The organism is Micromonospora sp. M71_S20 (assembly GCF_003664255.1).
Taxonomy (GTDB): domain Bacteria; phylum Actinomycetota; class Actinomycetes; order Mycobacteriales; family Micromonosporaceae; genus Micromonospora.
Window position 1 is genome coordinate 1,691,180 of sequence record NZ_RCCV01000001.1, and the last position, 18,669, is coordinate 1,709,848.

General features: G+C 74.4%; 17 protein-coding genes. 7 read left to right on the forward strand and 10 right to left on the reverse strand.

Annotated features, from left to right (window positions below; translation table 11 throughout):
- Positions 1–8 precede the first annotated feature (8 nt).
- The 6 genes from DER29_RS07505 to DER29_RS07530 all read right to left on the reverse strand — a co-directional run bounded on the left by DER29_RS07505 (position 9) and on the right by DER29_RS07530 (position 6,098).
- Entirely contained in the window at positions 9–485 is a 477-nt protein-coding gene (locus DER29_RS07505) for a DUF4383 domain-containing protein (RefSeq protein WP_121396693.1), read from the reverse strand.
- A 236-nt stretch (positions 486–721) separates the two neighbouring features.
- Complete coding sequence (locus DER29_RS07510; RefSeq protein ID WP_121396694.1) at positions 722–1,177, reverse strand: DUF4383 domain-containing protein; 456 nt, start codon at positions 1,175–1,177, stop codon at positions 722–724.
- A gap of 113 nt (positions 1,178–1,290) precedes the next feature.
- Positions 1,291–3,096: an ABC-F family ATP-binding cassette domain-containing protein gene (locus DER29_RS07515; RefSeq protein ID WP_121399071.1), complete on the reverse strand. Its 1,806-nt coding sequence runs from the start codon at positions 3,094–3,096 to the stop codon at positions 1,291–1,293.
- Positions 3,097–3,279: 183 nt separating this feature from the next.
- Positions 3,280–4,236 (reverse strand): 4-(cytidine 5'-diphospho)-2-C-methyl-D-erythritol kinase, encoded by a 957-nt coding sequence (locus tag DER29_RS07520; protein WP_121396695.1) that lies wholly within the window; start codon positions 4,234–4,236, stop codon positions 3,280–3,282.
- 10 nt (positions 4,237–4,246) lie between these two features.
- Positions 4,247–5,116: a 16S rRNA (adenine(1518)-N(6)/adenine(1519)-N(6))-dimethyltransferase RsmA gene (gene rsmA, locus DER29_RS07525; RefSeq protein WP_121396696.1), complete on the reverse strand. Its 870-nt coding sequence runs from the start codon at positions 5,114–5,116 to the stop codon at positions 4,247–4,249.
- A 55-nt stretch (positions 5,117–5,171) separates the two neighbouring features.
- The gene (locus tag DER29_RS07530) at positions 5,172–6,098 is read right to left on the reverse strand and encodes a TatD family hydrolase (protein WP_121396697.1); all 927 of its coding nucleotides are present in this window, start codon (positions 6,096–6,098) and stop codon (positions 5,172–5,174) included.
- Between the two features lie 82 nt (positions 6,099–6,180).
- On the opposite strand from DER29_RS07530, the gene DER29_RS07535 reads away from it, so the two are divergent.
- Together DER29_RS07535 and DER29_RS07540 are read left to right on the forward strand one after the other, a co-directional pair.
- Positions 6,181–7,413 (forward strand): hypothetical protein, encoded by a 1,233-nt coding sequence (locus DER29_RS07535; RefSeq protein ID WP_370040047.1) that lies wholly within the window; start codon positions 6,181–6,183, stop codon positions 7,411–7,413.
- An 87-nt stretch (positions 7,414–7,500) separates the two neighbouring features.
- Positions 7,501–8,352 (forward strand): alpha/beta fold hydrolase, encoded by an 852-nt coding sequence (locus DER29_RS07540; protein WP_121396699.1) that lies wholly within the window; start codon positions 7,501–7,503, stop codon positions 8,350–8,352.
- A 97-nt stretch (positions 8,353–8,449) separates the two neighbouring features.
- Here DER29_RS07540 and metG read toward each other — a convergent pair whose 3' ends face one another.
- Positions 8,450–10,252, reverse strand: a complete 1,803-nt coding sequence (metG, locus tag DER29_RS07545; protein ID WP_121396700.1) for a methionine--tRNA ligase — start codon at positions 10,250–10,252, stop codon at positions 8,450–8,452.
- A 158-nt stretch (positions 10,253–10,410) separates the two neighbouring features.
- On the opposite strand from metG, the gene DER29_RS07550 reads away from it, so the two are divergent.
- Positions 10,411–11,442 (forward strand): hypothetical protein, encoded by a 1,032-nt coding sequence (locus DER29_RS07550; RefSeq protein ID WP_233599672.1) that lies wholly within the window; start codon positions 10,411–10,413, stop codon positions 11,440–11,442.
- A 161-nt stretch (positions 11,443–11,603) separates the two neighbouring features.
- Here the strand turns inward: DER29_RS07550 and rsmI are convergent, their stop codons facing one another.
- Positions 11,604–12,452, reverse strand: coding sequence for a 16S rRNA (cytidine(1402)-2'-O)-methyltransferase (rsmI, locus tag DER29_RS07555; protein WP_121396701.1), 849 nt, complete (start codon positions 12,450–12,452; stop codon positions 11,604–11,606).
- Between the two features lie 180 nt (positions 12,453–12,632).
- Between rsmI and DER29_RS07560 the strand changes: the two genes are divergently transcribed.
- Together DER29_RS07560 and DER29_RS07565 are read left to right on the forward strand one after the other, a co-directional pair.
- Complete coding sequence (locus DER29_RS07560) at positions 12,633–14,252, forward strand: dolichyl-phosphate-mannose--protein mannosyltransferase (RefSeq protein WP_370040257.1); 1,620 nt, start codon at positions 12,633–12,635, stop codon at positions 14,250–14,252.
- A gap of 458 nt (positions 14,253–14,710) precedes the next feature.
- Complete coding sequence (locus DER29_RS07565; RefSeq protein ID WP_121396703.1) at positions 14,711–15,364, forward strand: HNH endonuclease family protein; 654 nt, start codon at positions 14,711–14,713, stop codon at positions 15,362–15,364.
- Positions 15,365–15,412: 48 nt separating this feature from the next.
- Here DER29_RS07565 and DER29_RS07570 read toward each other — a convergent pair whose 3' ends face one another.
- The gene (locus DER29_RS07570; RefSeq protein WP_121396704.1) at positions 15,413–15,682 is read right to left on the reverse strand and encodes a hypothetical protein; all 270 of its coding nucleotides are present in this window, start codon (positions 15,680–15,682) and stop codon (positions 15,413–15,415) included.
- Between the two features lie 268 nt (positions 15,683–15,950).
- On the opposite strand from DER29_RS07570, the gene DER29_RS07575 reads away from it, so the two are divergent.
- Positions 15,951–16,607 carry a 4'-phosphopantetheinyl transferase gene (locus DER29_RS07575; RefSeq protein ID WP_121396705.1) on the forward strand — a complete coding sequence of 219 codons (657 nt, stop codon included), beginning with the start codon at positions 15,951–15,953 and terminating at the stop codon, positions 16,605–16,607.
- Positions 16,608–16,728: 121 nt separating this feature from the next.
- On the forward strand, positions 16,729–17,778 hold the full coding sequence (locus tag DER29_RS07580) for a DUF4352 domain-containing protein (protein ID WP_121396706.1): 1,050 nt from the start codon (positions 16,729–16,731) through the stop codon (positions 17,776–17,778).
- 114 nt (positions 17,779–17,892) lie between these two features.
- Here the strand turns inward: DER29_RS07580 and DER29_RS34085 are convergent, their stop codons facing one another.
- Positions 17,893–18,582 (reverse strand): hypothetical protein, encoded by a 690-nt coding sequence (locus tag DER29_RS34085; protein ID WP_158618980.1) that lies wholly within the window; start codon positions 18,580–18,582, stop codon positions 17,893–17,895.
- Positions 18,583–18,669: the final 87 nt, after the last annotated feature.

An 18,669-nucleotide genomic window follows, 5' to 3' on the forward strand; every position in this document is an offset into this window, starting at 1 on the left:
GACGTCGGTCAGCGGCCGTGGGCCTCGGAGACCGGGTGGTGCCGGAGCCGCCGTTCCTCCTCGGCGTGCTCGTCGGTGCCGACCTTGTCGTACAGGCCGGTGCCGAGCAGGAGCAGGCCGAAGAGCATCGACACGATGACCGTGGACATCGAGAAGTTGAGGAAGTTGGCCTCGGTCTGGAGCACGGCCATCATGAGGATGCTGGTGACCAGGAAGACGACCCCGGCGGTCAGGTTCATGTAGTGGCCGAGGTTGCCGCGCCGTGACGCCCCGACGATGAGCACGATCCCGAAGGCGACGGAGGCCAACGAGAAGGCCAGGTTGGTGCGGAGCCCGAGGGCCCAGTTGTCGCCCCGGTCGAAGAGCGGGTCGCCCGCCGTCAGGGCGACGCCCCAGACCCCGAAGACCAGGATGTAGAGCCCCACCAGGCCGGCGAGGACCCGGTAGACCGGCCGTGCCGGATGGTTCACGGGAAAGTGCGGCATGACCCCTCCACCAATCAGGACATTAACCCCGATTGTCCCCCGGAGGAGGTCATCCGTCCGCCGAACCGCCCAAGGCGCACCCGACAACGGGCGGAATGAAAAGATCCCACCCCACCGGGCCGCGACGGCCGGGACGGAGCGGGACCACGTCGGTTCTCGCCGGAGCCCGACCCGCGCAGGGATCAGGCCTGACCGCCCGGAGCGGGTCGGGCTCCGGCGAAAACCCACCAAACCACTCAGAGCACGAGGCGGGCCTTCTGCCAGGCCTCCTGCTCCTCCTCCGAGCCGACCTTGCCGTACATGCCGACCATCAGCAGGACCAGGCTGACCACCATCAGCGCGATGACGGTGAAGATGCTGAAGTTGAAGATGTTGGCCTCGGTCTGGATGAAGGCGAGGCCGGCGAGGCTGATCACCATGAGGGCGTACGCCAGCCACTGGTTGATCATGACGTCGATGTTGCGGCCGATCGCGGTGCCGGCCAGCACCGCGGCCCCCAGCAGGGCGCTGAGCAGCGAGAAACCGAGGTTCGTGCCCTGGCCGAGGACCTGGGTGTCATCCTGGGCGAGGGCCTCGTTGCCGGCGCTCGCGATGATGCCGAGCACGCCGAAGGCCACCAGGTACAGACCGGTCAGCCCGCCGATCGCCCGGTAGACCGGCCGCGCGGGGTGGTTGACGGGGGTGTGGGCCATGTCTGAGTCTCCAACGCCGTTCGGGTGAGGGGTCGCCGACGATTGTCCCGCACCCCGAGGTGTGACGCCGCACACGGGGGCCTCCCCGTGCGGCGCCGCGACCAGGGAGCGGCTCAGATCGCCGGGATCTCGTCGGCCAGGGCCAGCCAGGACTCCTCGGTCCGCTCCCGCTCGGCCCGCAGCTCCTTGAGCTGGGCGTCGAGTTCGGCGACCTTGGCGTAGTCGGTGGCGTGCGTGGCGAGCTGGTCGAGCAGCGTCGCCTCCTTCTGCTCCAGCTTGGCGACCTGCCGTTCCAGCCGGGCCAGTTCCTTGCGGGCCTGCCGCGCCTCGGAGGCGGACATGCCGGTCGCGGCGGGGGTGTCGGCGCCGGCCCCGGGGGCCGTCTCCGGCATCGCGGGGCCGGGCTGGCCGGCGGCCCGGGCGAGGTACTCGTCGACACCGCCGGGCAGGTGCACCAGCCGGCCGTCGCCGAACATGCCGTACGCGACGTCGGTGACCCGCTCGATGAGGTACCGGTCGTGACTGGCCACGATGACGGTGCCGGGCCAGGAGTCGAGCAGGTCCTCCAGCGCGGCGAGGGTGTCGGTGTCCAGGTCGTTGGTGGGCTCGTCGAACAGCAGCACGTTCGGCTCCCCGGCGAGCAGCCGGAGCATCTGCAACCGGCGACGCTCGCCGCCGGAGAGGTCGCTGACCGGCGTCCAGAGCCGCCGGTCGTCGAAGCCGAAGACCTCGGCGAGCTGGGCGGCGGAGACCTCCCGGTCGCCGAGCTGCACCCGCCGGGCGACCTCCTCCACCGCTTCGAGCACGCGCAGGTGACCGGGCAGTTCGGCCAGCTCCTGGGAGAGGAAGGCCGGCCGGACCGTCGAGCCGGTGGCGAAGCGCCCGCCGTCGGGGCGGGTGATGCCGGCCAGCATCCGCAGCAGGGTGGTCTTGCCCGCCCCGTTGCGGCCGAGGACGGCGATCCGGTCGCCGGGACCGACCTGCCAGGTGACGTCGCGCAGGATCTCCTTCGGGCCGGCGTGCAGGGTGACCTGCTCGAGGTCGTACACCTGCTTGCCGAGCCGGGCGGTGGCGAGCCGTTGCAGCGACATGGTGTCGCGCGCCGGCGGGACGTCGGCGATGAGCGCGTTGGCGGCGTCGATGCGGAAGCGCGGCTTGGAGGTGCGGGCGGGCGGCCCGCGCCGCAGCCAGGCGATCTCCTTGCGGAGCAGGTTCTGCCGGCGGGCCTCGGTGGCCGCGGCGACCCGCTCCCGCTCGACCCGGGCGAGGGTCCAGGCGGCGAAGCCGCCCTCGTACGCCCGGACGGTCTGGTCGGCGACCTCCCACGTGGTGGTGCAGACGGCGTCGAGGAACCACCGGTCGTGGGTGACCACGACCAGGGCGCCCTTGCGGCCGACGAGGTACTTCGCCAGCCAGTCGACGCCGCCGACGTCGAGGTGGTTGGTGGGCTCGTCGAGGATGAGCAGGTCGGACTCGCGGACCAGCAGCGCGGCCAGCGCGACCCGCCGCCGCTCGCCGCCGGACATCGGGCCGACGGGCTGGTCGAGGCCGAGGTGGGGCATGCCGAGGCCGTCGAGGATGGCCCGGACCCCGGCGTCGCCGGCCCACTCGTGCTCGGCGCCCATGCTCTCGCCGAGCCAGGCGGTGCCGAGCACCACGTCCCGGACGGTGGCGTCGGGGGCGAGCTGGAGGCTCTGCGGCAGCCAGGCGACCCGCAGGTCGCGGCGGTGGGTGACCCGCCCGTCGTCCGGTTCCTCGATCCGGGTGAGCAGCCGCAGCAGGGTGGACTTGCCGGCGCCGTTGAGGCCGACCACGCCGACCCGGTCGGCGTCGTCCAGGCCGAGCGAGACGTCGGTGAGCAGCGGCCCGGCGGCGCCGTAGCCCTTGGACACCCGGTCCAGGTTGACGATGTTGGCCACGACCTCACCTCCCATGATCAAGGCGTCCCGGTGCCGGCCGGCACCTGGGACGCCTGAGCCTCCCAGCGTACGCGGACCGCCGCGCCGGCCGCCGGGCGCGGGCTCCCGCGATCCCGCACCCGGCGCCCCCGGGAGAGGCGGTGCCCGGGGCCGGGGGCGCGGGGTCGGGGAAGGGTGGGCTGGTCAGACGATCCGCGCGCCGGGCACCGGCCCGTGGGCGGTACGCGCCTCGCGGCACACGTCGGCGGACGTCAGCTCCGCGGCGATGCGCTCGGCGTCGGCGGCGTCCGCGGCGAGGAAGACGCAGGTCGGCCCCGAACCGGAGACGATGCCGGCCAGCGCGCCGGCCGCCTCGCCGGCCTTCAGCGTCTCCGCCAGCGACGGGCGCATGGCCAGGGCGGCGTCCTGGAGGTCGTTGCCGAGGGCCGCGGCGAGCACCCGCGGGTCCCGCTGGCGCAGCGCGGCGAAGAGCGCGTCGGTGCTGCCCAGCGGCTCACCTGCGGTGCCGGCCTCGCGCAGCCGGTCCAGTTCCCGGTAGGCGGCCGGGGTGGAGATGCCGCCGTCGGCGACGGCCACGACCCAGTGCCAGGTGATGGGGCGGGCCAGCACGGGGCTGACGGACTCGCCCCGGCCGGTGCCGAGCGCGGTGCCGCCCTGGATCAGGAACGGCACGTCGGAGCCGAGGTCGGCGGCGATCCGGGCCAGCTCGTCGCGGGACAGCCCGGTCCCCCAGAGCGTGTCGCAGGCGACCAGCGCCGCGGCCGCGTCGGCGCTGCCCCCGGCCAGCCCACCGGCCAGCGGGATCTGCTTGCGCAGGTGCAGCCGGGCGTGCGGCGGCACCCCGGCGTAGCCGGCGAGGGCGTGGGCCGCCCGGATGGCCAGGTTGGTGTCGTCCAGGGCCAGCTCGCCGGTGCCCTCGCCCTCCATGGTGAGGGTGAGCGTGTCGCCCCGGCGGGCGGTCAGCTCGTCGTGGATGGAGATCGCGTGGTAGACGGTGTTGAGCTCGTGGTAGCCGTCGCGGCGCAGCGGTCCCACCCCGAGATGCAGGTTGACCTTGGCGGGCACCCGGACCCGCACCGGTCCGCTGGCGCCGCGCCGCCGCTGCTCGTCCTCGTCGTCCGGTCCCCAGGCCTCGGTCACGGGCGTCAGCCTACTGGGCGGCGGGTGGGACGGCCGGGGCCGACGCGGCGATGGCGGCGAACTGCACGACGGTGAGCGACTCCCCGCGCGCCCCGGGGTCGACGCCGGCGGCGGTGAGTGCCTCGGCCGCCCGGTCCGCGCCGCCGGCCCAGCCGGCCAGCGCGGCGCGCAGGGTCTTGCGGCGCTGCGCGAAGGCCGCGTCCACCACGGCGAAGACCCGCTCTCGGGGTACGTCGGCGCGGGGCGGCTCGCGGCGGGCGAAGGCGACCAGCCCGGAGTCGACGTTCGGCACGGGCCAGAAGACGTTCGGCGGGACCTTCCCGGCGGCGCGGGCCGAGGCGTACCAGGCGAGTTTGACCGACGGCACCCCGTACACCTTGGAGCCGGGGCCGGCGACGAGCCGGTCGGCGACCTCCTTCTGCACCATCACCAGCCCGTGGCGCAGGCTGGGCAGCTCGGCGAGCAGGTGCAGCACCACCGGCACGGCCACGTTGTAGGGCAGGTTCGCCACCAGCGCGGTCGGCGGCGGGTCGGCCAGCTCGGCGGCGCGCACGCGCAGCGCGTCGGCGTGGTGCACGCTCAGCCGCGCGGCGTCGGGCCCGGCGTGCCGGGCGGCGGTGTCGGGCAGCGCGCCGGCCAGTGTCGGGTCGAGTTCCACGGCGTGCACGTGCGCGGCGGCCGGGAGCAGGGCGAGGGTGAGGGAGCCGAGGCCGGGGCCGACCTCCAGCGCCACGTCGTCCGGGGCCAGCCCGGCGGCGGTGACGATGCGCCGGACGGTGTTCGGGTCGTGCACGAAGTTCTGGCCGAGCCTCTTGGTGGGGGTGACGCCCAGCCGGGCGGCCAGTTCCCGGATCTCCGCCGGGCCGAGGAGACCGGTCACGCCCCGTAGCCTATGCGGGCCGCTCCCGGGGCGCGCGTGCCAGGGCCCCTCCCGGTCACCACGGGCCGAAGACGCGGTCGCCGGTGGCGGAGATCGCGGCGCAGAGCTCGTCCAGGTCCGTGCCGGTCGTCCCGGCCAGCGACCGTACGGTCAGCGGGATCAGGTACGAGGCGTTCGGCCGGCCCCGGTGCGGCATGGGGGTCAGGTAGGGCGCGTCGGTCTCTACCAGGATCTGCTCGACCGGGGTGAGCGCGGCGGCCTCCCGCAGCGCGGCGGCGCTGCCGAAGGTGATTGTGCCGGCGAAGCTGAGCAGGTAGCCCCGGCGGACGCACTCGCGGGCGAAGTCGGCGTCGCCGGAGAAGCAGTGCAGCACCACGGTGTCCGGCGCGCCCTCGTCGTCGAGGATCCGCAGCACGTCGGCGTGCGCGTCCCGGTCGTGGACGACCAGGGCCTTGCCGTACCGCTTGGCGATGGCGATGTGCGCCCGGAAGCTCTCCTCCTGGACGGCACGTCCCTCCTCGCCGGTGCGGAAGAAGTCCATCCCGGTCTCGCCGATCCCACGCACCCGGTCCCGGGCGGCGAGCGCCTCGATCTCGCGCAGCGCCTCGTCCAGGTCGGGCAGGCGGGGGGCCTCGTTCGGGTGCAGCGCCACCGTGGCCAGCACGGCCGGGTGGCTGTCGGCGACGTCCGCCCCCCAGCGGGAGGAGGCGACGTCCACCCCGACCTGCACCAGCCGGTCGACGCCCACCGAGGCGGCGACGGCGACGGCCACGGCGACCGGGTCCCCGACGGGCACGACGCCCGGGTCCCCGTCCGCCCGCGGCTGCGGGGGCGCGCCGGCCTCGCTGACGGTGATGTCGAGGTGGGTGTGGCTGTCCAGCACGGGGCGGGGCAGCGGCTCGGGCACGGGCGGGAACTCCCCGGCCCGGCGGACGGCGCGCTGCTTGCGGGTTTCGGTGGGCTCGCTCATCGCGGCCAGCATCACACACCGCCGGTGGCCCGCGTCGTGGGGACGCCACCGCCTGTTCACCGGGGCGGCACATCGCGCGCCTAGCGTCGTCGGCGTGACCAGCACCCCTCAGGCCGGCGGGAACGGCCCGCGCGTGATGTACGGGGGCGTGGTGTATCCGGCGGAGGAGATCGCCCGGGGCGCGGCGTACGAACTGTTCAGTGCCGAGGAGGCGCCCGGCTTCGACTGGGCGCCCCGGCCCGGCGCCCCGCTGCCGTGGCGCAGATTCGTGCACGCCACCGAGGTCACCGTCGTGCATCCCGCCGCCGAGCCGGGCGACGAGGCGGAGTCCCCGCTGCTGGTGCCGCTGCACCGGGAGCGGGGCTGGGCGTACGTGCAGCAGCTCAGCCAGCAGCCGGCGGCGGCCGGTGACCCGACGCTGGCGGCGGTGCGCGCCTCGGCGGTGCTGCGGCGGGGCACCCGGATGGTGAAGGTGCTCTCCGCGCGGCAGCTCGCCGGGTATGTGCGCGGGTGGTTCCCGCACGGCTTCTGCTACCGGGAGCACGACGTGGCGCACCTGCGTACGCCGGCGGCGACGGCCGTGCTGCGCACCGACGGCACGGACGGTCACGACGGGGCGGACGTGACGTACGCGCTGCGCTGGCGGGCCGCCGACCCGGCCGACTACGACGTGCCGGTCGGCGGGGCGCACCGGGGGCTGACGGGGCTGGCGCCCCGGGACCGGCTGGGCGGGGCGGTGCTCGGCACGGGTTTCGTGCCCAGCAGCGCCCAACTCGTCCCGGAGTTCGTCACCCGGGACTTCGCGGACCTGCCGATGCCGGCGAACGCCACCCTGCTCGCCTACCCGTCCGACGGCACGGAGGTGGTGCTCTACGGCTACCAGGCCGAGCAGCGCGGCTGGCTGCGGATGGTCGGCCCGCAGTGGCGGCACCTGCTGGCGGCGGTACCGGGGCTCTCCCCCGACCAGGAGTACGTGCCGACCGGCGAGGCGCCCCGCTCCACCCGACTGGTCGGCGGCTACGCCGGCGGCGAGTACGAGGCGGTGGCCGACCTGCCGGGCGGGTTCCGGGTGCTGGCTATGACCCGGGCCGCCCGGTACCCGGTGGAGTCGGCGGCCCGCCGGCTGCGGCTGGCCGACTGGCGGGACGTGCCCTGCCTGGTGCTGCGGGAGGAGTCCGGGTGGCTGCGCCTGCGCCTGCGTCGGCCCGGTCCGGACGCGGTGGCGGAGACCGGGGCGCAGTGCCAGGAGCGGGGCGTCTACGAGACGTGGGCGCCCGCGGCCGAGGTCACCGACGACCGGGTGGTGGACCTGCCGTACGCGCTCTGAGCAGGGCCGGCGCCCGCCTCCGGCGGCATAACCGGGGGCGGGGTGGGAAAGCGCGGCGTCCGACCGTCACGTGACCAGGAGACGCGCATGCCTTTCATCACCGTGGGGACGGAGAACTCCGCCCCCGTCGACCTGTACTACGAGGACCACGGCTCCGGTCAGCCGATCGTGCTGATCCACGGCTTCCCGTTCAACGGGGCGACCTGGGAGAAGCAGGTCGGACCGCTGCTGGCCGCCGGTTACCGGACGATCACGTACGACCGCCGGGGGTTCGGCAACTCCGCCCAGCCGGCGACCGGGTACGACTACGACACGTTCGCCGCCGACCTCGACGTGCTGATGACCGAGCTGGACCTGCGGAACGCGATCCTGGTCGGCCACTCGATGGGCACCGGCGAGGTGACCCGCTACCTGGGCGTGTACGGCTCGCAGCGGGTCGACCGGGCGGTGCTGCTGGCCCCGCTCGCGCCGTTCCTGCTGAAGACCTCGGACAACCCGGAGGGCGTCGACAAGAGCCTCTTCCAGGGCTTCCAGCAGGCCATCATCGACGACCGGTTCGCCTACCTGACCACCTTCTGCGAGGCGTTCTTCAACTACCAGGAGAACAAGGGCAAGCTGGTCAGCGAGGAGGCGTTCCGGGCGCACTGGGAGATCGGCGCCCGGGCCTCGGCGAAGGGCACCCACGACAGCGTGGACGCCTGGCAGACCGACTTCCGGGGCGACGTGTCCCGCATCGACGTGCCGGTGCTGATCGTGCAGGGCGACGCCGACGCGGTGCTGCCGTACCCGGCAACCGGTCAGCGACTGCACCCGATGCTGCCCGGCAGCCAGCTGGTCACCCTGAAGGGCGCGCCGCACGGCACCCCGTGGACGAACGCGGCCGAGGTGAACCGCAGCATCATGGACTTCATCGGGGCACCGGCGATGGCCCGGGCCTGACGCGCCTCCGGCACCAGACCGGTCGGGACAGCCGGCACCGCGACGGCGACGGGCGCGGCCCCTCCGGGGGTCGCGCCCGTCGGCACGTGGGCGGCCGTCAGTCGGCCAGGCGGGCGAGTTCCTCGTCGACGATCGACGGGTCGAGCTTTCGGAAGACCGGCTTCGGCGCGGCCAGCGGCCGACCGGCCTCCAGCGGCACGGACTCCCAGCGCGCCCCGACGGTGTAGTCGCCGGTCAGCACCGGGTACGCGGGCCCGCCGTCGAGGTCCTCGACCTCCTCGATGACCGGCATCGGGGCGTGTACGCCGGTGCCGCCGAGCAGCTCGTGCACCTTCTGCGCGGAGTGCGGCAGGAACGGGGTGAGCAGCGTGTTGGCGTCGCTGACCACCTGGAGTGCGACGTGCAGGACAGTGCCCATCCGCGGCTTGTCGTCCTCGCCCTTGAGCTTCCACGGCGCCTGCTCGGAGAGGTACCGGTTGGCCTCGGCGACCACCCTCATCGCCTCGCCGATGGCCTGCTTCTGGCGGTGCCGGGCGATCAGGTCGCCGACGGTGCCGAAGCCGGCCCGGGCGACCGCGAGCAGCGCCTCGTCGGCCTCGGTGAGGCCGGCCGGGTCGACGGGCGGGATCGCGCCGAAGTTCTTGGCCGCCATGGAGACGGACCGGTTGACCAGGTTGCCCCAGCCGGCGACCAGCTCGTCGTTGTTGCGGCGGAGGAACTCGGCCCAGGTGAAGTCGGTGTCGTTGCTCTCCGGGCCGGCGGCGGCGATGAAGTAGCGCAGCGCGTCGGCGTCGTAGCGCTCCAGGAAGTCCCGGACGTAGATGACGACCCGGCGGGAGGAGGAGAACTTCTTCCCCTCCATGGTCAGGTATTCGCTGGAGACCACCTCGGTGGGCAGGTTGAGCCGGCCCAGGCTGCCCGGCTCGCCGTCCCGGCTCCCCTCGCCGGAGTAGCCGGAGAGCAGCGCCGGCCAGATCACCGAGTGGAAGACGATGTTGTCCTTGCCCATGAAGTAGTAACCGCGGGCGTCCTTGCCCTCGGCGTCGGCGGACCACCACCTGCGCCACGCCTCGGGGTCGCCGGAGCGGCGGGCCCACTCGATCGAGGCGGAGAGGTAGCCGATCACCGCGTCGAACCAGACGTAGATGCGCTTGTCGGGGCGGTCCCGCCAGCCGTCGAGCGGGATCGGCACGCCCCACTCCAGGTCGCGGGTGATGGCCCGGGGCTGGAGGTCGTCGAGCAGGTTCTTCGAGAAGCGCAGCACGTTGGGCCGCCAGCCCTCGCGGGTGTCGAGCCACTGCCGCAGCACGTCGGCGAGGGCGGGCAGGTCGAGGAAGAAGTGCTCGGTCTCGACGAACTTCGGGGTCTCCCCGTTGATCCGCGACTTCGGGTCGATCAGGTCGATCGGGTCGAGCTGGTTGCCGCAGTTGTCGCACTGGTCGCCGCGCGCGCTGTCGTAGCCGCAGATCGGGCAGGTGCCCTCGATGTAGCGGTCCGGCAGCGTCCGGCCGGTGGACGGGGAGATCGCCCCCATCGTGGTCTTCGGGACGATGTAGCCGTTGCGGTGCATCCCCTCGAACAGCTCCTGCACCACCGCGTAGTGGTTGCGGGTGGTGGTGCGGGTGAACAGGTCGTAGGAGAGCCCGAGGCCGTGCAGGTCCTCCACGATCACCCGGTTGTAGCGGTCGGCCAGCTCGCGCGGGGTGACCCCGTCGGCGTCCGCCTGCACCTGGATGGGGGTGCCGTGCTCGTCGGTGCCCGACACCATGAGCACGTCGTGCCCGGCCATCCGCATGTACCGGCTGAAGACGTCGGAGGGAACGCCGAAACCGGAGACGTGGCCGATGTGGCGCGGGCCGTTGGCGTACGGCCAGGCGACCGCCGCGAGAACGTGACTCATGACCAGCAAGCCTAGTGACCCGCTCGCGGTGACCGCGAACCAATAGGGCCCCCGGGTCGGCGGCCCGGCCGGACCGGGTCCGCCGTTTGCCCGATTTGTCGCCGACACGCGGCCTGAGCTGCCGGCCGAGGTCCCGGTCGCGGGGTGCAATGAACGCCGTGACTGGCAGACGAGCGGCCCGGGATCATGACGACCGTCCCTCCGGCCCGACGGACGGCGGCGCGGGGAGGGCGCCGCGCGGCACCCGCGCGCCGCACCCCCGGGTGGTGCCGGCCGCCGCGCCGCCGGAGTCGCCGCCGGAACCGCCCGCCGAGGCCGCCGGGCCGGTGGCGGCCCCGCCGTCCCCCGCGCCCGCCGTCGAGGTGGAGCCCACTACCGGGGCGCCGGTCGACGCCCTGCCGCGCCGGGTCCCCGTCCGGCAGCCGAACCGCTGGCCCCGTCGGGGCCGCTCCCCCGCCGGCACGCCCGACCCAGACGACGCCGGGCGTACGCGGGACGGCGGCGGTACGCCGGACGGCCGGGTCACGCCCGACGGCGAGGGCGGCGGGGGTGCGCCCGACGGTGGCGACGGCGCGTACTGGCCGCCGATCGAGCTGGTGCACTGGGACGGCACGCCGATCCGGGAGGAGCCGCCGCACGAGCGGCAGCGGTCGGCCCGGGACGACGCGGCGCGGCGGCGGGCCCAACGCACCCCGCGCCCGCCCGATCCGCTGCCGGGGCTGGCCGCGCTGCTGGCGCTGAGCCTGGTGGCGGCGTTCTTCGCCTGGGTCAGCGCGGGCCCGTTCTGGCTGGCGGTGGGGCACGCCACCCGGGGCACGGTGGTGATCGCCGACTGCACCGGAGGCGGCCTCACGCAGCGCTGCCGGGGCAACTTCGCCCCCGCCGACGAGACGTGGACCGCGTACGGCGTTCGGGTGAGCGGGGTGGCCGCCGAGCGCACCGCGACCGGCACGACGCTGTCGGCCCGGATGACCGGCCCGGACGGCGGCACCGCGTACGCGGACACCGGCCCGGCCGCGCACCTGCGCTGGCTGCTCGGCCTGCTGGTGGTGCTGGGCTGCGCCGCCGGGATCGCCCGGTGGACGGGCTCGACCCGGCTGGCCGACCCCCGCGCCCGCCGCTGGGCGGTCGCCGGCGCGCTGGCCGGCCCGCTGGTGATCACCGCCGGCTTCCTCGTCGCCGCCTGGTGAGACCCACGGGCGCTGTCGGGCGCCCGGCCGGGCCGCCGTCGGGCGCCTGGCCACGCCGCTGGGGGTGCCCCAGGCCTCGGGGCGTGCCCGGCCAGGCCGTCGGGTGCCCGGCCTGGCCGCTGGGGGTGCCCGGCCAGGCCGCGTCGATTCCCGCTCGGGGGTCAGGCGTGCACGACGGCGTAGACGTCGCGGCGGCGCAGGGCGTACTCCGTGGCGACCTCGGTGATCGCGTCCCGGCGGGACAGCCCGGCGGCCTCGCGGGCGGCGACGGCGGCCCGCAGCGTGTCGTCGTCGGGCCGCTCGGGGGTCGACTCGGGCGCGCCGGCCACGACGAGGGTGATCTCGCCGCGCGGCTCCCCCTCGGCCGCCCAGTCGGCCAGTTCGCCGAGCGGGCGGCGGACGATCTCCTCGTACGTCTTGGTCAGCTCGCGGCAGAGCGCGGCGGGCCGGTCGGCGCCGAACGCGGCGGCCAGGTCGGCGAGCGCGGCGGCGATCCGGTGCGGCGCCTCGAAGAAGACCAGCGTCCGCTCCTCGGCGGCGAGGGCCCGCAGGCGGGAGCGGCGGGCGCCGCCGGTGCGCGGCAGGAAGCCCTCGAAGCAGAACCGGTCGCAGGGCAGGCCGGACAGGGCCAGGGCGGTGGTGACCGCGCTCGGGCCGGGCGCGGCGGTGACCGGCACGCCGGCGTCCAGGGCGGCGGTGACCAGCCGGTAGCCCGGGTCGGAGACGCTCGGCATGCCGCCGTCGGTGACCAGGGCGACCAGGTAGCCGGCGGTCAGCACGTCGACCAGCTCGGGGGTGCGCCGCTCCTCGTTGCCCTCGAAGTAGGAGACGATCCGGCCGCCGACGGTGACGTCGAGGTCCCGGGCCAGCCGGGTGAGCCGGCGGGTGTCCTCGGCGGCCACCACGTCCGCGGCGGCGAGCACCTCGCGGAACCGGGCGGAGGCGTCGGCGGGGTTGCCGAGCGGCGCGCCGAGCAGGACCAGGCGCCCGGTTTCGGACTTTTCACCCACGGGATGCAACTCCTTCGTCGACGGCTTGCCCGGTATCGGAGACGACGGGCGCCACCGGGCACCTTCGCAGCCTACGATCGCCGGGTGACGAGTGCGTCGACAGCACAGAGCGCGGACCAGGCGGGGCAGGACCTCACGGACGGGAGCCCGCCGGAGGGTGCGTCCCCGGCTGCCGGCGGGATCCCCGGCGTGGTCCGGCGGCGGCTGGCCACCGTCGAGGCCCGGCTGGACGGGCGCTCCTGGCTCGCCACGGGCGTGATCGTCGCCATCGCGGCGATCCTGCGCTTCGTCGGCCTGAGCCACCCGCCGGGCAAGATCTTCGACGAGACCTACTACGCCCGGGACGCCTGGGGGCTGGTCGACAAGGGCGTCGAGTGGAACTACAAGGACGGCGGCCCCTCGTACGTGGTCCACCCGCCGCTGGGCAAGTGGCTGATCGGGCTCGGCGAGTGGGCCTTCGGCTACTCCGACACCGAGCACGGCATCTCCGTGCCGGGGCACCTGACGACGACCGCGCCGGAGTTCGGCTGGCGGTTCGCGGCGGCGGTCGTCGGCACCCTGTCGGTGCTGCTGCTGGTCCGCATCGGCCGGCGGATGTTCCACTCGACCGCGCTGGGCTGCGCCGCCGGCCTGCTGCTCGCGCTGGACGGCTTCCACCTGGTGCTGTCCCGCACCGCGCTGCTCGACATCTTCCTGCTGTTCTTCGTGCTGGCCACCTTCGGCGCCCTGGTGCTCGACCGGGACGCCCGGCGCCGCCGGTGGGCCCGGGCGCTGGAGTCGGGCCTGGACCCGGGCCGGCCCGGGCGGGCCGGGCGGCCGGCGGGCGGCTGGCGGAACTGGCCGTGGTGGCGGCTCGCCGCCGGGGTCCTGTTCGGGTGCGCGTGCGCGGTCAAGTGGAGCGCGCTCTACTTTCTGCCCGTCTTCGCGCTGCTGGTGGTCCTGTGGGAGGTCGGGGTCCGCCGCTCCGCCGGCGTACGCCGGCCGTGGCGGGACACCCTCCTCGACGAGGTGCCGTGGCTGGTGCTGGCCGGGGTGCTGATCGTGGTCACCTACGTCGGCACCTGGTCCGGTTGGCTGCTCGGCGACGAGGGCTACTACCGGCTCGCCGAGCGCTACCCGAACGCCCCGCTGAGCGACACCCCGGTGTTCGGCGCGTTGAACAACCTGATCGAGTACCACAAGGCCGCGTACGGCTTCCACACCGGACTCGACGATCCGCACAAGTACCAGTCGTGGCCGTGGCAGTGGCTGCTGCTGGGCCGGCCGGTCGCCTTCTACTGGTCCGGCAACGGGTCCTGCGGGGCGCCGAGCTGCGCCTCGGAGATCCTGCTGCTCGGCACCCCCCTGCTCTGGTGGTCGTTCCTGCCCGCCCTGGCGGCGCTGGCCTGGCTGGGCCTGGCCCGGCGGGACTGGCGGGCGGGGGCGATCCTGCTCGTCGTGGCGGCCGGCCTGCTGCCCTGGTTCTGGTTCGCGCTCGACGGCCGGACGATGTTCTCCTTCTACACCGCGCCGGTCCTGCCGTTCCTGGTGCTGGCGGTGGTCTACGTGCTCGGCGCGATCATCACGCCGGCCGGTCCACCGGGCACCGTCGCCGCGCAGCCGGGCGGCGCCGGGACTGTTGCCGAGGGCCGGGAGTCGGACGAGGCACGGGACCGCAGGCTGGTGGGCGGGGTGATCGCCGGGGCGTACGTCATGCTGGTCGCCCTCTGCTTCGCGTACTTCTATCCGATCTTCGTCGGGAAGCTGCTGCCGTACGCCGAGTGGTCGGCGCGGATGTGGCTGGACGGCCGCTGGATCTGACGGACGGCACGGCACCCGCCGCGCGCCCCGGGCGGCGCGGCGGGTGCACGGAGAACGGGCCCGCACGCGGTGGCGTGCGGGCCCGTTCGACGTAGAAGCGCGCCCCGATCGCCTGCCACGGGGGAAGCGGGCGATTGGGGCGCGCATCAAGAGCTTAACCACGACGTACCACTGGCACAACGGGTCGACTTCGGTCAGATTTCCGACCTACGCGACACGGCACGGATGGTTTACATCCGACATCTTACGGTCCGTCATCTTACGCAAACGGTACGGATCGGCAACGCCTGCGGGGCCGGCATCTGCCACATTTTGCGGCCTTCGGGATTCCCACCAACGGGAGTGTTCCCGTAACGTATCGATCGATTTGGTTCTCCAGTCACCCTGGGTCCGGTCCGTCGGCACCCGGGCCGGTTGCACTGTCAGCCAACCCCCCGATCGATCGGACGGAGTTCGCGATGACCCGTACCCTCCGCTGGACCGGCGGCCTGCTGGCCACCGTCACCGCCGCCACCCTCGGCCTGTCCGCCCCCGCCCACGCGGCCACCGTCTCGGTACCGTTGCGCACCCTCGTCGCCGACCTCCCAATGGCCGCCGAGAGCCGCACCGGCTACTCGCGGGACCTGTTCCCGCACTGGACCGACGCGGACTCCGACGGCTGCAACACCCGCTACGAGGTGCTGATCGCCGAGGCCACCACCCGCCCCACGGTGGGCTCCGGCTGCCAACTGACCGGCGGGCGCTGGCGCTCCTACTACGACGCGGCCTACTGGACCAACCCGTCCGACCTGGACATCGACCACCTGGTCCCGCTGGCCGAGGCGTGGGACTCGGGCGCCCGCAACTGGACCACGACGCGGCGGCAGGCGTTCGCCAACGACCTCGGCGACGTCAGGTCGCTGGTCGCGGTGACCGACAACGTCAACCAGGCCAAGGGCGACCAGGACCCGGCGACCTGGATGCCGACCAACGAGAAGTGCCGATACGTCGGCGAGTGGGTGGCGGTCAAGACCCGCTGGCGGCTGAGCGTCGACAGCGCCGAGAAGAGCGCGCTGACCAGCCGGGCGAGTTCCTGCACGAACATCACGATCACCGTGACGCACGCGTACTGACCGCCGGGCATCCCGGGGGCGGCCGACCGGTCGCCCCCGGGGGTGCGGTCAGAACGCCCGGGGGTTGCGGGGCAGCCAGCCGAAGAACCGGTCCTGGAGGGACGTGCCGGACGACGGCGGCAGGTCCTGTGCGGCGGCCGCGAGGCAGGACCCCAGGTACACGCTGAGCATGGCCCGGTCGAGCCGGTACTCCTCCAGCAGACGGGACCGCTTGTCCGCGCACGGCCAGTCGGCGCCGCATGTGCCGCACGTCCAGCCGGGAGCCAGTGGAGCGTGCTCGTCCGCCCCGGACGCCGAGGACTCCGCACCATCGGTCATCGCTCTCCCTCTCCGGTTCACGTGGCGCCCCGCCCCCGTCACGCCGGTCGACAGTGGACCGGCCTCGCCCACCGGCGACGCCCTGTCAGCGCCGCGGGACGCTGCGGCGTTACGCCTTGCGGTACGTTCCCAACCATGGCCCTCGCGACGCCGACCGTGGAGCGGGTGCCGGCCCGGCGGTCCGGTCGCCGACCGCCGCACCGGCCGCCGGCCGCCGGGCTCGACGCCGGGCGGGCGCGCGGGCGGTCGTACCTGTCGGGAGGCGGCGATGCGTGACCTGCTGCCGCCGGCCGTGGCGGTGGCCGTGGCCGGGGCGTCGGACTGGGTCGGCGAACTGCTGCCGGCTGAGCTGGCCTGCCTGGGCGAACGCGCGGTGGAGAGCCGTCGCCGCGACTTCACCGCCGGGCGGGTCTGCGCCCGCCGGGCGATGGCCGCCCTCGGCGTGCCGCCGGTCGCGGTGCCGTCGGCCGCGGACCGGTCGCCGGTCTGGCCGGCCGGCGTGGTCGGCGCCATCACCCACACCCACGGCTACTGCGCGGCGGTCGCGGCCCGCGCCGACGAGATCCGGTCGGTCGGCATCGACGCCGAAGGACACCGGGAGCTCAACGCGGGCGTACGCCGGCTGATCTGCCTGCCCGAGGAGGACGAGCGGTGCGCCCGCCTGCCGGCGGGGACCTCCTGGCCGGCGGTGGTATTCAGCGTCAAGGAGACGGTCTACAAGGTGTGGCACCCGGTCGTCGGCACGTGGCTGGGCTTCCACGACGCCCTGGTGGAGCTCGATCCGGACGCCGGCACGTTCACCGCCCGCATCGCGTCGGCGCCGCGCGACGCCGCCCCGGTGCCCGATCCACCCGCGCTGGTCACCGGCCGGTTCAGCGTCGACGAGTCCCTGGTCCGCACCGCCGCCGTGCTGCTGCCCGGTTGACCCGGGCACGGAATCCGAACAGGGGACGGCGCTGCGCTGCCGGAGACGCGAAGATGGTCCGTTGTCCGCGCACGGTAGCGTCAGCCGCGTTTGCCGTCGTCGTCAGGTGCCTAGGAGTACGGTGAGTCACCCCCCGCCCCCATACGGGCCTCAGGATCCGAACCAACCGAACCCGGAGCAGCAGCAGCCGCAGCAGCCGCAGCCGCCGGCACCGATGCCGCAGTTCCCCGCCGACCAGGGCGGCTACCCGCCGCAGCCACCGACCTCCGGCGCCCCGCAGACCACGGGCGACCCGTGGGCCCCCCTGCCGCCCGTGCCGCCGCAGCAGCCGGCCGGCGACCCGTGGGCCGCGCCGCAGCCGCCGGTCTCCGGCGTACCGCAGCCCCCGGTGTCCGGGATGCCGCAGCCGCCGGTCTCCGGGGTGCCGGGCGAGCCGTGGGCCGCCCCGCACCAGCCGACCTCGGGCACGCCGTACCCGCCGCCCGGCTATCCGGCCGGTGGGCCCGGCTACCCGCCGCCCGGTGGGCCCGGCTACCCGGGCGGCGCGCCCGGTTACCCGCTCGGCGCGCCGCATCCGGTCACGCCGCCGAAGAAGAACAAGACCGTCCTGATCGTCGTGGCCGTGGTGGCCGTGCTGGCCCTGCTCTGCTGCGTCGGCGGTGTCGTCGCGCTCGTCGCCGGCGCCAACAAGGCGGCGAACGACCTGGAGAAGGCCGCCGCCCCGCGCATCACGCTGCAGCCGGACGGTCCGTCCCCGTCGGCGAAGGACGGCGAGACCTTCAACATGAAGCCCGGCGCGACCCTGGTGGTCTCCGACGACGAGGGGACCATCGAGATCACGGTCACCCGGTTCACCACGGAGACCAAGGGCTGCCGGTCGTACGCCCCGGCCCCCGACAAGGGCATGTACCTGATCGCCCACGTCACCGCGACCGTGACCAAGGGCAAGAGCTCCATCAACCCGTTCTACTTCAACTGGGTGGCCGCCAACGGCACCACGGCCAACGGCCTGGCGAGCGCGCTTTCCGGCTGCGGCGACACGTTGGGCTCCGGCAACAACCTGCGCGAGGGCAGCAAGCGTGCGGGCACGGTGGTGTTCAACGTGGCCGACAAGAACGGCGCGCTGGAGTATCAGCACAAGTTCCAGACCAGCGGCTCCTGGAAGCCGTGATCCACAGCTCGTGACGGGAGGCCGGTCCCCTTCGGAGGGGGCCGGCCTCCCGCGCTCTTCCCGACCGCCCGCCAGCCGCCGCTCCGCCAGCCCTCGCATCGCGGCCGGCTCCCGTCAGCGGCCCTGCTCCAGCAGGTCGGCGACAGTGATCAGCGGGGTCACCAGCGACGGCAGCAGGGCCGCGTCCTCCAGCCGGCCGCGCCGGTAGGTGATCAGCTCCGCCCCCCGCACGCTCCAACTCGGCACCGCCCCCGCCAGGTGCGCGGCGATCAGGGTCGGCCCGACCAGCGCCTGCTGCCCCGGAGCCGCCGCGGCCACCCGCCACTGCCGGTCGAACTCCTCGTGCCCGGTGGCGTAGGTGTCGCTGCCGAACAGCGCGCGGCCCAGCTTCGAGAACGCGTGGCGCGGTCCGACCGCGAGCGCCGGGAACGCCCGCCGCAACCACACCGAGCTGACGACGTACGTGTGGGTCTGCGAGGTTGTCGTCTGGTTGCCGTCGGCACCGGTCGAGCTGTGCGTCTCGGTGTACGCGTACTCGGCCACGCAGACGGGCCGGCCGTGCAGCGTCCCGGTCAACGCGAACCGCACGCCCCGCCGGCTGCGGCCCGGCACCCGGTCGGTCCAGGTGATCTCGGGCCGCTCGGTGAAGGTCCAGCCGTACCGGGCGGCCCACTGTCGCCAGTGCTCCCGCCGCTCCCGCTCGCGCCGGTGGGCCGTCACCACCAGCGCGACTATGCCCGCCACGAGAAGGACGGCGGCGGCCGCGCAGCCAACCATCCAGAACACACTCGCCATCCGCTCCACGGGCGGCAGCGTAGTGACCGGTCGCACGCGCCCCGGTTCACGGACGGTCGCGGTCGCGGATCCGGCTGCCGGCCGCGTTGCGGGGTT